At 36.8% G+C, this 15420-nt stretch carries 8 protein-coding genes; 2 read left to right on the plus strand and 6 right to left on the minus strand.

The window, feature by feature from the left end:
- Window positions 1-38: 38 nt before the first annotated feature.
- A complete protein-coding gene (locus ACHRWY_RS08430; RefSeq protein ID WP_395353817.1) occupies window positions 39-2135 on the plus strand; it encodes a LysM peptidoglycan-binding domain-containing protein in 2097 nt (698 codons plus the stop codon).
- Window positions 2135-2536: an OsmC family protein gene (locus tag ACHRWY_RS08435; RefSeq protein WP_395353818.1), complete on the plus strand. Its 402-nt coding sequence runs from the start codon at window positions 2135-2137 to the stop codon at window positions 2534-2536. The genes ACHRWY_RS08430 and ACHRWY_RS08435 overlap by 1 nt, the downstream gene beginning before the upstream one ends.
- Window positions 2537-2619: 83 nt before the next feature.
- On the opposite strand, the gene ACHRWY_RS08440 is transcribed toward ACHRWY_RS08435, so the two are convergent.
- From ACHRWY_RS08440 to ACHRWY_RS08465, 6 genes are all read right to left on the minus strand, one after another.
- Entirely contained in the window at window positions 2620-3942 is a 1323-nt protein-coding gene (locus ACHRWY_RS08440; RefSeq protein ID WP_395354063.1) for a Gfo/Idh/MocA family protein, read from the minus strand.
- A gap of 253 nt (window positions 3943-4195) precedes the next feature.
- Window positions 4196-6376 carry a M1 family aminopeptidase gene (locus tag ACHRWY_RS08445; protein WP_395353819.1) on the minus strand — a complete coding sequence of 727 codons (2181 nt, stop codon included), beginning with the start codon at window positions 6374-6376 and terminating at the stop codon, window positions 4196-4198.
- A 10-nt stretch (window positions 6377-6386) separates the two neighbouring features.
- On the minus strand, window positions 6387-9491 hold the full coding sequence (locus ACHRWY_RS08450; protein ID WP_395353820.1) for a DUF5107 domain-containing protein: 3105 nt from the start codon (window positions 9489-9491) through the stop codon (window positions 6387-6389).
- A gap of 162 nt (window positions 9492-9653) precedes the next feature.
- Entirely contained in the window at window positions 9654-12662 is a 3009-nt protein-coding gene (locus tag ACHRWY_RS08455; protein WP_395353821.1) for a glycoside hydrolase domain-containing protein, read from the minus strand.
- Between the two features lie 43 nt (window positions 12663-12705).
- Window positions 12706-13695, minus strand: coding sequence for a c-type cytochrome (locus ACHRWY_RS08460; RefSeq protein WP_395353822.1), 990 nt, complete (start codon window positions 13693-13695; stop codon window positions 12706-12708).
- Window positions 13696-13991: 296 nt separating this feature from the next.
- Window positions 13992-15404, minus strand: a complete 1413-nt coding sequence (locus tag ACHRWY_RS08465) for an aryl-sulfate sulfotransferase (protein WP_395353823.1) — start codon at window positions 15402-15404, stop codon at window positions 13992-13994.
- Window positions 15405-15420: the final 16 nt, after the last annotated feature.

The following is a 15420-nucleotide window of genomic DNA, read 5'->3' on the forward strand; positions in this document are numbered from 1 at the left end:
TTGTTTGAATTAGAAATTAAATTGTTTTAAGCCTTACTATGAAATATTATTCAACATTATTGTCTTTAGTTTTTTTTGTAACCAGTAATGCATTTTCGCAGGAAAAAGTAGTGAAATATACAGTTTCAAGCGGAGAGACTATTAATCAGATTGCTGTAAAATTTAAGGTTACGCCTTATGATATTTATGCCTTAAATCCGGATGCCAGAAGTGGCTTAAAACCCAATACGGTCTTGTTGATTCCAATGAATGCTTCAAAATCTGCAGCAGCTAAAACAGGGCCGGCAGTAAAGAGCACCGTTTCCGGAAAAGCAACGACGCATGAAGTACAGCCTAAAGAAACTTTATTTGGAATCGAAAAAAAATATGGCATTTCTGATGAAGCGTTAAAAGCTGCAAATCCTTTTTTGGTAAATGATGGCTTACAAACCGGCCAAACCCTTGTGATTCCGGCAAAAGGAAGTACACCAAAAACAACCACGGCTGTTGCTGCCAAAACGACTAAATCCCTTGTTCAGGAGAAATATGTATATCATGATGTAGTGGCAAAAGAAACGAAGTTTTCGATCGCAAAACAATACGGAATTACTATCGAAGACTTAGAAAAGCGCAATCCTGAAATTGTTTCCAGTTTACCGGTTGGGTATCGATTAACTATAAAAGGAACAGCCCCTAAAGCTGAAGCTTCAAATACCGCCAATACAAAACCAGCTGAAGCTAAAAAAGGAGCTGAGACTTCTAAAAAAGCAGTTTCTTACATGGATTATCAGGTAAAACCAAAAGAAACCTTTTATAGTTTAGGAAGAACATTTCATATTACTCCCGAAGAATTAACAGCATTAAATCCGGCACTTTCAGAAGGGGTAAAGGAAGGAATGGTTTTAAAAGTTCCGGCAGGATATCTAGCACCGGCTCCAATTGTCGTGCAACAGCAGCCTGTAGAAAAAGAAACAGAGAAATCAGTTGAGAAATCAACAGAAAATACAGCAGGTATTAAAATTGTAGATAAAGTAAAATCTGAAACCGTTTCTGCCAGTCCGGAAGTAGTGGAGCTGACCAAAAAGAGAGGGCAAAGTGATCGTCAGAAATTAGTTTTATTGCTGCCGTTTAACCTGGCTAAAATGCAAAATGATACGACAAGTGCTGCTACACGAATTAAAAATGATAAATTCCTGAATATGACTCTTGATTTTTATTCAGGGGCTCTAATGGCAATTGATTCAGCCAGAACTTTAAAATTGCCTATTGACGTGGCTATTTATGATTCTCAGGAAACCAAAAGTAACTCCAACGTTTCAAATTTAATAGCACAAAATAAATTACAGGATGCCAATGCTGTGATCGGGCCATTTTATCAAAACAATGCCGAATCTACAGCCAATACATTACGTTTGTATAATATTCCCGTGATTTCGCCATTGTCAAAAGACAAAGCAAACCCAATTGACAATTTGTACCAGTCAATTCCGTCGAATGATGTGGTTCGAAATGCTGTTTTTGATTATATGCGTGCAAAAAACGGAAATATTGTTGCTGTGGTTGACAAGAAGAAAGAATCGGTTATCAACTACATCAAACAGAATCAGAAAGGAGTTGTCTTTGCTGCCCTGACAGAAACAGGAGGTTTGGATGTAGCCAATTTAAAAAGCCTGTTATTACCAAACCGAATGAACTATGTGGTAATGGAAACAGCCAATACGGCAATGGTTAAAACTACCATTAAGGCATTATTGGATGCACAAAAATCATGTCAGGTACAATTGGTGATTTTAGAACCAAACAGCACATTAGATACTGATGAAATTAGTTTTGATAATCTGATAAAATTAAAATTAATGTATCCTTCTGTGACGCGTGAAAGTGATGAAGCCGGAGTTTTAATTTTCGAAAAAGAATACCGATTGAAAAATAAAGTAAATCCAAGTACTTATGCAACACGTGGATTTGACGTAACTTTCGATACGATGATGCGTTTGGTACAAGGAAAAACATATCAGGAAACAGCAGATTTAATGACAACAGAACAGGTTGACAATAAATTTCAATTTTATAAAAAAGAAGATGGAGGACACGCCAATAAAGGAGTGTACATTTTATATTACGATTCAGACTTAACTTTAAAAGTAGCCAATTAATGACATCAAAAGTAACCTATTTAGGAGATTTAAGAACAAAATCAATTCATGTGCAATCAGGAAGCGAAATCATCTCTGATGCACCACTAGACAATAACGGAAAAGGAGAAGCATTTTCTCCAACAGATACAGTTGCCAACGCTTTAGCGAGCTGTATGATGACCATTATGGGAATCAAAGCACGCGATTTAAACGTAGATTTTATTGGTTCGACTGCCGAAGTAACAAAAATAATGAATGCTGAACCAAGAAGAATTGGGGCAATCGAAATTGTTTTTGAAATGCAGGGTGTTGAAGATGAAAAAAACAAAACGATTCTGGAACGTGCTGCAATGACCTGTCCGGTATTTTTGAGTTTAAGCAGTGAAATCGAAAAGAAAATTACTTTTAACTGGAAGTAATTTCTAAGAGATAACAAATAACAAAAGGGTACTTTTAAAAGTACCCTTTTGTCGTTTTAACTATCAACTAACCAATAAACATATTATTCTGAAAATTCTAATTTTTGTAGTTTGTTCCATCCGCCACGAGTAAAATCAGGGATTTCTACAGGAGAAGAATTATGGTCCAGAGAGATTTCTGTTAATGGGCCTAAACACGACCATTCGGCCAGATCGTAAACATCCATATCTAAAGGAAGCCCTTTTTGCAGGCAGTGAATTAAACGATAATCCATGATGAAATCCATTCCGCCGTGACCGCCCACTTTTTTGGCTTGTTCTTCGATGTTTTTTACCATTGGATGTTTGTATTTTTCCATTAAAGCTTTTTTAACTTCTTCAGGAACAAATGAGTGTGCGCTTAATTTCTCATGATTTGGTTTTACATCATCGCCTAGTTCTTTTCCGTCCAGGGCATAACCTTCTAAGGGATATTTGTTGGCAAAACCTTTAGTGCCGCTCAACTGGTACATTCGGCTGTAGGGACGGGGAGAGGTAACGTCATGCTGAATCTGGATTGTTTTTCCGTTTTCAGTGCGGATCATGGTCATCGTATGATCTCCGTTTCTAAAATCTTTTATTTCCTGTCCTGATTTTTCTTTGATATAAGCCGGATTTCCAACTGCTTTGGTATCCATAGAAACCAGAAAATTCATTTTATCGCCACGATGGATATTCAGAGCCTGACAAGCCGGCCCCATTCCGTGGGTAGCGTATACATCACCACGATGTTTGATGTTGTAATCCATTCTCCAGTTGTTCCAGTATTCGCCCCAAAAAGGCTGAAGTCCGTGAATATAAGAACCTTCGGCATGAAGGATTTCTCCAAATATACCTTGTTGCGCCATGTTTAATGTGGTCAATTCAAAGAAATCATACACACAATTCTCAAGCTGCATACAATGTTTACGGGTTTTCTCAGAAGTATCTATAAGTTCCCATATTTCTTTCATGGTCAAAGCTCCCGGAACTTCTATGGCGACGTGTTTTCCGTCTTTCATAGCCTGAACGCCAATAATCGCGTGATGTTTCCAATCTGTAGCCACATACACTAAATCAACATTGGGTAAGGCTGTTACTTTTCTCCAGGCATTTTCATCTCCATAAAATTCCTGGGCTTTAGGAAGTCCGGCTTTCGTTAAAATTTCATTTGCCGATTGGGTGTTTTTTTCCAGCATATCACAAAGTGCCACAATCTCAACACCAGGAATATGTGTCATACGTTCCACCGCTCCGGGTCCCCGCATTCCAAGACCAATAAAAGCAACGCGGACGTTTGGAATTGGTGCTGTAGCCAGACGCAAAACATCTTGTTGCCCTTTTGCACGGTTTGGTGTTTTAGTCCTGATCATTTGTGCCGAGGCCATTGTTCCGCCAAACAAAATACAAGTGACCAAAATGAATTTTAAAATATGATTTTTCATAAAGGAATAATTTGATTTGAAATGATGACCATCAACAGGTCGATTTTCAGGTTTATTTTTTTGAATTACCTCTCTGATACACTACTATCAGAGAGGCCTCAAAAACAAACAATATTTAAAAAATTACTAATTTAAAATAATGTTCTTTCTATACTTATAAGCTCTGCTGGGCTTATTTAAAGTATTATAGGATGAATTATTTGGGATTATTGAACTTTTTAATAAGTGGTGTTACATGATTTTTGGTATCGTCATCTAATGTTGCTAAGGCTTTATCAGCTTCATCATTTGAGAATTTTGATAATCCGCATATTCCGGCAGCGATTACATTGTAGGATTGGTTTTTAGTGCTTTCAACCATTAAAGTTTTATAAGAAGCATCGCCTGTTGCTGCTAATTTTATAATTGCGGCGGCTCTTGCGTTGGTCTTTTTGTCATTTTTAGCGATGTTAAGCAAACTTTTTAAAGCAGCCTCTTTGATCTGGTTGTCATTTAAATCTAATCCTTTAATACTTAATGTTCTTAGATCGTCTTGTTGATCTTCTAATGCTGCCAGTAAAATTAACTGGGCTTCGTGACTTTTATCTTTGGCCGCAAATTTTACAGCTTCAATCCTGTTATAATAAGATGGGACGTTTTTATACTGATATAAATAATCTGTTACTTTTTTGTTATCAAGAACCTGGCCTACTAAAATTTTATCAGGATCCAGATCTGTAAATTCCGGTTTTACAGGTACATCAAAACTGAAATTTTGTTCTCTTTTATCAATAAGAATATCTTTTCTGATTTTAGTTCCGTTGACATAAAAATCAACTTTTAGCGGAAGGCTAAAGGTTTGGACAGTACTTTCCTGAACTTGTTTTACGGCAATTGTGGCTTTTCCGTTGGCATATCCGTATTCGACATTTAAAATTGGATTTCCTCCCTGATAATACCATTGGTTAAAATACGGGCTCCAGTCTTTTCCGGATATTTCTTCCATTGCCAGACGTAATTGGTGTGTTTCTCCCGATTTGTAGGCATTTGCATTTAAATACAGGTTTAAGGATTTAAAGAAGGCTGCATCGCCCATTTGGTTTTTTGCGGCATAGAGGATGATTGAGCCTTTTGAATAGCTGATATTATCAAACATATCATCTCTGTTCTTGTAGTAGAAACGAGCTAAAGGCGGACTTATTCCGTCTTTGGAAGAACGTAAACAGTTTTGCAGTTTTTCATAACGTGACCGGTCTTCCGCATCTTGTCCTGCGTCGTGACCGTGCCAAAGCACTTCTCCAAAAGTTGCAAAAGACTCGTTCATAGTTAGATTTGACCAGGATTCGGCTGTTACGTAATCCCCAAACCATTGATGAAAAAGTTCGTGTGCAACTGTACTTTCCTGATTGTCATCTAATAATTCTCTTTCGGTTTTTTGTACATAGCTGCCATGAACGGTTGCTGAAGTATTTTCCATTGCACCGCCAAAATAATCAGTTACAACAATTTGTGCATATTTTGCCCACGGATATTCTACGCCTAGCATTTTGCCATAAAAGTGCATCATATCCGGTGTTTTTCCGAAGATTTGCTTGGCATAAGGTGCGTATTTAGGTTCCAGATAATAATTTACTTCTTTTCCGTTGTATGTGTCTTTATATATTTTAAAATCGCCGACAGCCATCATAAATAAGTATGGAGCATTGGGTTGATCCATTTTCCAGACATCAGTTCTGGTCCCGTTATTGTTGGCTTTTTGCGATGTTAGTTTACCATTGGATAAGGTGGTATATTTTGACTCCACAGTCATGGCTATTTCAGAGGTAGTTTTCTGATTGGGTTTGTCAATCGTAGGAAACCAGCAAGACGATGCTTCGGTTTCTCCTTGTGTCCAGATTTGTACAGGCTTGTCACTTCTTCCGTCAGGATTTACAAAATACAATCCCTTTGAATCTGTGATAGATTCACCGCCTTTTGTTTTTAGTTCCTCAGGTTTTGCAGTGTAATTAATAAACAGGGTGTATTTTTCTGTGTTTTTGTACTTTCTGTTTAAGGTAATAAACAGCTGCTCCTTGTCGTAAGTATACTTTAAGGGAATACTTTTTTTACCATCGATAATAGCAATTTCTTTAAAGTCCATTCCTTTGGCATCCAAAGTAAGTGAATCAGTTTCGTAAAAGTGTGGTTTTAGCGTAAGCCATTCTTTTCCGTACAAATAGCGTTTGCCATAATCAAAAGAAACTTCCAGTTTAGTATGTACCAGATCATTTACTTTTAAAGCAGTAACTCTGTAAATGGATAACGGATCTTTATTTTGATCTGTATGCTGAGCCTGTATTTTTGGGCCCATTGAAAGGATAAGGCTCAAAAATGTATATTTTAAAAATAACTTCTTCATGTTTATTTTTTTATAAGGTGTAAAGTTTTTCTATAATTCTGACTTCTCCGTCTTTTTCGTCTTCCGTTAATAAACCCGACTGTTTTTTAGTATAAACTTCTAAACCCCATTGTATTATTTTATTATCCGGATATAATTTTGCCTGATGTTGCAACCAGTCTTCCGCTTTTTGTACTGAAGTTGTTTTTTCAATAGCCCAGGCTGAAACCAGTTGATTTGCCGGTAAAAAATTCATTACTGTGTTGTCAACTTTTGGATTAAAAGAAATGATTTTTTGTAATGATTTTGCTGCAGTCTGGGTGTTGCCTAAACTTGTGTAACATTGATAGTCTAACCAATTTTCAAGTCTTTCGTCAATATTTTCGTCGTATGGTTTTCCTACACCCAGATTTTGGGGCCAAAATTTGGCTTCGGCAATAAATTTTAAGGCCTTTTTGTATTGCTTGTTTTGCATTTCAGTTAAGGCCTGCATCAGTTTGGCTTCGTGATACAATTGTCTTCCTGCAGTTGCCCCTTCAAACGGAAGGATTTCTAATTTGGTTAAAAAAGCATCGGCAACAGCGTATTTTTTATTGAGTAATAATGTTTTGGCATATAACATTCCTATTACATAATTTTCAGAATGTTTTTTATAGAAAGGCTCTGCGATGGCTAAAGCTTTATCATATTGTTTTTGAATGATATAATGTTCTGCCAGTAATTTATGATATCTCCAGCCCTGATTATCGAGTTTAATAGCTTGCTGAAGACTGGAGACTACCAATTGCGAATCGTCTTTCATCAAGGCTGCTTTTGCAGCATAAAAGGCCGGATCTATTGGTTTATTGGCACATTGCAAAAACAATTCTTTGGCTTGGGAAATGTTTTCATGGTTCCATTCGATTAAGGCTAAATGATATTTTAATAGCCATTGATCATTGGTTTGGATCAGTTTTTTTAGAATTTCAGCTGTTTCTGAACGGAACGGAAAACTAATTTGAGGTTGAATTTGACGCAAATCAACTTTTGTATTTTCTAAAAAGGCTTTCCAATACATCATTTCAGCATTGGGAACAGCTAGTGAGAAAACCTTCAAAGCTTCGTCCTTAAGTCCCAGTTGTGCATACCAGATTCCTAATTCAAGGTAAGTCTGCTCCGGCATTTCATTTTGAATAGAAGTGGTAAAATTCACTTTTGAGGTATCTGATTTTTCCAAAAGAAATTTTTCAAAGCCCACAAAATGATTTAACGGATCTGCTTTGTTAATGGTATTTAGAATTTCAGCTGCCTTTATGGTATTATTTTGCAAACGATAAATAACTGCCAATACCTGCAGTCCTTCGAGATTGTATTGATTATTCAGTAAACTTTTTTCAGCATATTCAAGGGCTTTGGCCTGTTCCTTTTGAGTAAAATAAATTTTACTCAAAGCAGTATAAGCAGGACTGCGGAATTCAACACTTGCAGCGGCAAGATCAAAACCATCTTTGGCATCGGTTATATTTCCTGCGTGTAAATTGGCAAGCCCGTAATAATAATTGGCAGCAGGATCATAAGTATTTACAGATAAAGCTTTACTGGCGGTAACAATGGCTTCGCTGTATTGAAATTTACGAATTTGTAAAGACGCCAGGTCAGAAAGGGCAGGAGCGTAGTTAGGATCTTTTTCGAGACAGGCGGTTAGTTTTTCTTCGGCTTTCACATAGTCTTTAAAACTGATATAGTTTTTTCCCTGCAGGTATAATCCGTATACCGAATTGTTGTCGAAATCCTTGGGAATTTCTAAAGGCCTGTTTAGGTTTTCATCTTCCGGAGCCGAATTCCAAACCAGTTTATTTTCGCCAAGGGTTAGTTTTAACTGGTGTTCGTTAACGGCAACCTGAATAGAATCTTTGAATACCTGAAGTGTGTTAACAGCAATATCTTTCGAATAAATTTTCTTTCCATTATCAAAAACTTCCAGCTTTTCGTTTAGTTTTTGAAGGGGCGAAAAATAGATTTTCAACCATCCGTTTTCGTTTTTGACATTGACTGCACCGTAATTATTGGCTTTTACAAAACCTTTGGTTTGTTTTACCGGAAACCAATATTCTGTCCAGGAATCGGTTTGATATGGTGCGAAAGAGCGTTGCTTAAAAGGGGTATAATTACTGCCTTCACTTGCCTGATTGAACAATCTGCCGCTTTGAACTTCTACATACTGACCGTCAGTATCGGTTAGTAATTTTTCCCAGATCATACCTTGTTGAGAGAGTCCCCAAATCCATATTTTTTTGCCGGGTTTGTCATCGTAATTACCATATCTGCCCATTCCAAAATCTTCGTTGTGATAATATCCGCCAAAGAAATCATTGTATTTGCCAAATACATGGTAGGATTTATAACCTCCAAAATCATTGTTTTTGTAATAGGATAAATCTTTGCCGTTTTCTTTATCAATTGGCCATGAATTGTGTTCACCGTTATGACCAATATAGCTTTGTCCGGGATAGATAAATTGTAGATCCTGAGCTGCTTTGATACCGGTATTCATCCAGGTATAATAGGGTTGTTCTGCTTCGGTTGCATTAAACCAAAACGAACTTGTTGTAAAATAAGCTTTGTCTTTTGGTAAGTTGATGTCGAGTTTCCATGAAGTACGCGTCAGTAAATCTAATACTCCAATCACGCAGCTTATACTTCCGTCTTCTTTTTTTACAATAGTATAATCGACCGGGGTGGCACAATTTGGCGTATGTCCAATGATGCCGTAATTGCCTTCGACGCCGCCGCTTGTCCACGGACCACGCATGGCAATATCTCTGAATTTGATAACGTGATTGTTATAAATAAAATCTTTTCCGGTTGATTTCTCTACAGCCGACCAGACCTTTCCGCCTATTTCGGGCAGGATCATTAATTTGATATAATCGTTTTCAAGTTCAATTACTTTCCATTCTTTTTGAACCGGTTTATTGGTAAAACCATCAAAACGATAATACGGATAAATTTTAGTGTCTGGTTTGGGAATCGGATCGGGATCTGAAAACGGATAGGTGGTGAATACTTTTTTGTATTCTTTTATAGTGGTTTTATTTTGTGCGTTGACAAAGAGGCTTCCAAAGAGCAAAATGGATAAAAACGGTCTTAGTTTCATATGGAGCGCTATTTTTTGTGGTTATTTTTTTTACCACAGATTAATACCGATTACTATATTGAGATAGATTTGAAACAATCTTTTTAATCTGTGTTAATCTGTGGCATTCAACTTTTTAGTTATGCTGTAAACTTTCCGCAAACAAGACGGGACAATTGTTTATTACTTAACAATTAATAACCATCCTTTTCCTTTTGCAACAGGCAATTCATCTTTTGGTGTAAACGTTTTTGCAGGTTGGAAATTTGTAATTTCAGGAGCAGTGATTGTTGCATGTGCAGGATTGATTCCTAATTTTTTCCAGTCGATATTCAGTTTTACATTTACATCAGCATCTGCCCAGCTTGCGATTGAGATTAGGGCTGTTCCGTTCTTTTTATACACAGTTGCCAAAACTTTATCGTTGGAGGTTTTTACCGGACAGTTTTCGCTCCAGTAACCCATCATTTCAGAACCTTTGATTCCGAAAGTATCCCAAAGTTTCCAAATATTTCTAGGGTCAGCGTTATCGCTCCACGGTAATCTGTTGGTCATTCCGTAAACCATTCCTCTCCATGGATTTCCGCCGTCCTGAAGCATTTCTCCCATTAATCCAAACGGAATTCCGCTTACCTCGGTTAAGAAAAAGTCAGGTTGGTTTTTTTCATAATCAAAATATTCCCCGAACCATAATTTATTGATGTACGGAAAGTGCTCCATATACAAGTTGGCACTATTATTAAATCCGTCGCTTTTATTGTACTGATTGGCACTGTGCAAATCGATAATTCCCGGATGTCCGTCTTTTGTCAATACTCTTTTGATACGTTTCATGGTGATTCTGTCAAAAGCAACATCATCCAGATAAATACCGTCGATGCCTACATTTTGAGTTAGCCAGTTCATGCCTTCAACATAATAATTATGCCAACGGTTCATACCACTGTTTACGATTGCTGCGTCTTTAATTTCAGGTACAAACCAGGCTGCAATATAATCGTCGCCAACGTGTTCCTGCAACCATGAGAATCCGCCACCTTTTCCGGGAGAATAAATTTCATGGCCTAAACTTCTTAAAGCAAAGGTTTCATAGGCTTTGTTTGAAACCTCTCTGACGGTATTGTAAATCTTAACTTTTAATCCTTTTTCATGTGCTTCATCGATATAACTTTTCATCTTTTTAAATTCGATAAAAGGATAATTGATATAGGGATTGATGGCATTTGCATGGTGAATATTGATTACCGTTGCCCCGGTTTTTGCAATAGAATCAATTGGACTGTATTTGTGGTAGAATTTAGTATCCCATTGAAAATCGGTATTGATGGTATGGAATGGGGTGATTAATAAGGTAAAGTTATAATATAAAATATCTCCTTTTTTCATGCTGCGGGCCCCGCTGTAGGCATTTACCAAAACTGATTTTGGGTTTGGCATGATTGTAATTCCCCCTTTATTTTCATTACCCCATGAAGTTGGTAATAATAATGGTTTTTGTAAATAGAAATTCGTGTTTAAAGGGCGGCTGTATTTTTCATCTCTTAAAGAAAACTGCAATCCGGAGTTTACATTTCCGATCCAGGCACCGTCTTGGTTTTTATGTGCCACATCCCATTTCCAGTCAAAAGTTACAGGACGATCGCCTCCTTTTTGTCCCAATCCCATCATATATTTGGCTGATGCCGGCTGCATTGGTATTTGAAAATTAATATCATTAAAAGCAGCATCTTCAAGTGCGGTAACTTTTACGGTGTAATGTAAAAAGCCATCAAATTCAATCGAAGCGTTTACATCCATCTGGATAGCTTTAGAAGTAGAAGTATTTTCCCAGGAAACTGTTCCGGCTTCTTTTTTAGTGAATTTTAATCCGGAGTTTTTCCATTGTGTGGTTTCTTTTCCGCTTGCATCTATAAAATGGAAGGCGAAAGGGGCACTCAAAAGATTATTCGCTTTTGTCGTAACCTTAGTCATTTCCGGAGTAAAAAAAGTTTGAATCTGGGTTGGAAAACCGTTTGTACCTAAAACTAATTTCCTGCCTAATAAAGAGATTTCAGCATCTTTTACCATTAAAGGAGTATAAGGAGCGATAACAGTATTTTCCTGAGCCAGAGTAGAATTCAGCCATTTTAGACGTGTCATTTTCTCCGGACTATCGATTCCTCCGTTTTTAGTAACTTCAGCTGTTACTTTTATCTCAAGTGTAACTGCTGTAGATTTTCCGTCAGCAACAACTGTCGCTTTTCCTGTATACGTTCCGGCAGCAGCAGTTTGGGGAACATCTATTCCGCACCACATTGCCTGAACTTTTCCTTTTGAAACAGAAACAGTATTAGTAAAAAGATTTCCATCATATTTCACACCGTCTGTATTGATACAATTGATGTCTTTTGCCGAAATGATTGCTCCGTTACTGTTTTTTAAATCTGAAAAAGTAACTTTTACATGGCTTAAATCCTGTAAAGCATAAATCCCGAGCTGAAAAGCCAGATACTCTCCTTTTTGTGCGGTATCTGAAAATGTATTTTGTACTCCTTTTTGAATCCATCTTTGTGGTAAATCATTTTTCATTCGGATCGAATACAATCTGTCTTCCGGGAAAACTAAGAAAGTGTTACCGCTGTTTTTAGCAATAAGATCTTTGGTTTCGGCAGCAGTTGCAATGATTTCCATAGGGTAAAAACTATTGAAAGCATTTATACTCTGAATCTCGGTTACAGTACAATTATCAGCCAGATTAGGGGTGATTTTTGATAGCCATTGTGCATCTGTTTTATATTCCGGTTTTGCATAAATTCCTTTAGGATAATTAGCCGTTCCCTCATCAATATAAGGCATATAATACACGTAATACATTCCTTTTCCTGAAACAGGTTCAAAGAAAACAGTTCCGTTTTCTCTATTGATATTAGCGGTTTTTATGTTTTGGACTTCCTTGCCTGAAGCATCCTGAACAATGATTTTTTTCAGCTCGGGATTTTCATCTCTTCTGCGCCATTCTATAGTCGTTTTAGCTACATTTCCTGTTCCGGAAAATGTTACTGCAACACGATGATTCCCTAATTGATTCGGGTTCCAGCTGTCGTTTCCATCTGTATATTTTATTTGTTGTGCGGCTAATGGAATACTGAGTATGAAAAAACACAGGATCACTATTTGGCTTAAAATTGGTTTGTTGTGTGAGTTTAGTTTCATTGTTTTGATGTTCGGGTTAAAAGGGTATGCTTATTTTGTAAAGTTAGTAAACGGCTTTCCATCCATTTTTTTTCCAATAGGCAATTATAGGTTTGTATGGACCGTATTTGTGTTGTTCTTCAGAAAAATTATCGTTGAAAGGGCTATGCGCATAATCAATTGGTTTACCCATTTTGTTCGGATAATCGAATGTTTTCGGGTTTGGTCTTGTATGTATTTTATCGTCATTTACATAAGCTGCAATGTCCAGTGCCTGATTGTCTGTAAGGTACGGTTTTCCCAGGGTTACTTTGTCATAAGGCATATTGCTTTTTAACCATTGTGCCTGTTTGATGACCCTGTGCATACTGGAACCGGGTTGATATCCGTATTCGCCCCAAAGTGGAGGATAGGTATAACCTGATTTATCAGCGTTGTATTGTCCTTCGCCATTATTTCCGTGGCAGCGGGCACAATTTTCAATAAATAATGCTTTTCCTCTTTCCGGACTTGCGGCTACATCAGGAAATTCTATTTCTAAGTTTTTGGCGCCTTTAAAGTTGCCGTCTTTTGGAACAAATTTACTGATCCACTTAAAATAGGATAAAAAGGCAACCATTTCTTTTCCGTCAAGCGGAAGTGCTTTTCCGGAATGTGGGCGCATGATACAATTGTTAACGCGTTCAGCCAGCGTAAGGACTTTATTTTCACGCCCGCGGTATTGTGGATAATTATCATGAGAAGACATTAAGTTGAAGGCATGAGGTTTTGTACCAGCGTCCTGATGGCAATTGGTACAATTCATTTTGTTGCCTAAATATTTTCCGTTAACCCCATTTGGACCTATATAATAAGCTGTTTTAAGCATTAGTTCTCTTCCATAACGTACAGACTCCCCAAATTCATCATCCGGAATTTTCGATGTATCGATCGTGATATACGAATCATCTTCAGTTGTTTTTGCTGCCAATGTCTGCGAATTTGAAGTATTGCAGGAATTGAAAACAACCATTGGCAATGCTGAAAAGAGACCAATAAGAATTATTTTTTTCATGTTTACTATTTTTATCCTGACAGGTTTCAAAAAACGGTCAGGTATTTTTATTTGATGTTCTTAACCTGTTGGTTGCAATTATCTTTAACGCACAGAAACATAGCTTTTGCTTACTTAAAAAAGGCGTTTCACTTAATTTAAATACACATAGCGATCTATGTGAGAGAAATGTATTTCTTTTTGTTTTCTTTTTTACACATAAAAATCTATGTTTCTATGTGTTTAATATTTAATAACTAACGAGCTTTTATAATACCTGTAAGGGTTTCAAAAATCCTGCAAGAGAATCAATTTATTTAATTGACAAGAAATGGTTTCATTTTTTCCTGCGGAATAAACTCTACCCGATAAGGCGGAATTTCGGATTCTAAAGCCCAAAGCAAAACTCCTTTTTTATTGGTTAAAACAGTGATATGTCTTTTCGAGCAACAACACAGGACTGTTTCTTTGTTGATCATATAAGCACTTCCCATTCGGTCATTGTAAATTTCTTTGGGAAGATTAATGTGGAAATCCAGTTTTACCGATTTTCCTTTTTCATCTACTTTTAAAGCAAAAACCGAAGATTGTTTTTTATCTACGCCATTATCAAAAAACAGTAAACTTCCTTCGGGATTAATGTGTGCGGCATGGGCCTGAGAGAAATCACTATCTTTAGACATGGCCATATTTCCTCCTTTTCCTAACTTCCAGATTACTTTTCCGGTTTTTGAATCTACTTTCCAGATTTGTCCGTTGTTGTAAAAAGAAATTAGAAAATTGCCGTCTTTATCGTAATTCAGGCTGTTGGCATGCGTCCAGTCTTTTTTTGTTTTTAGTAAATCCTTATCTTTCATTGGGTCTAAGTCGTCAAAAACGCTCCATTTCCAGAGCTCTTTTCCTTTTCGATCCAAAATTAGAATTCCGTCTCCGTTGATTGTATCGTTCTTTTTTCCTCCAATAGAAGTTAAATCCATTATTTTTTGGTCGACAGTTAGAGTGACAATTTCGTTAGCCGATTTTTTAATGATTTCGTGATGAAGTACTTGTTTAAAATCGCCCTGACCTTTTTTAATGTGTGTTAAGGTATCGCCTTGTAAATTGATTTCGAGAATTTCGCTTCCGTAACTGGTGGGTTCATCATTTTTTCCTAAAATAGCAATAATGCTTTGCTCTTTGGTAAAATGGGTTACTTTAAAACCTGTTCCTTCAACAGTATGATACCATCTTAAATTGCCTTTGTAATCTACTATGTAAGCCGTTCCGGGAGTTTCTCTCTTGGCTAAAAGCATAAAGCCTTTTTTAAAATTTTCCGGCAATAATTCCGGTTTTGGAATATTTGCTTTGAATTGTTTTTGCAGCCATTCCGGCAATTTTCGGGATTTAAAGGTATAGATTTTACTGGTGTCTTTTTCCTCGCCTTTAAGGGTAACTAACTGAAAACTATAATTGGTTTCGGGAGTGATATTGCAAAGTACCAAAGAATGGGAGAGGCCTGTTTTTGAAATTGGAGAGGTTATTTTATTTTTTATTCCTTTTTGATCAGACCAATATTCTGCATATACCTGCACATCGTCCTTCGTAGTAACATCGATTTGAATTTTCAATTCGTTGTTGCTATGAGTCCCAATATTGATATTTGAGATCGAATTACCCTGATTTTTAGAACAACTTGCCAATACAAGTACGACTAAAACAAAACTCCATTTTACGATTAATTTTTGTATCATCTTTAGGCTTCTTTTA

The sequence above is a fragment of the Flavobacterium sp. FlaQc-48 genome, assembly GCF_044007335.1.
Classification (GTDB): Bacteria; Bacteroidota; Bacteroidia; order Flavobacteriales; family Flavobacteriaceae; genus Flavobacterium.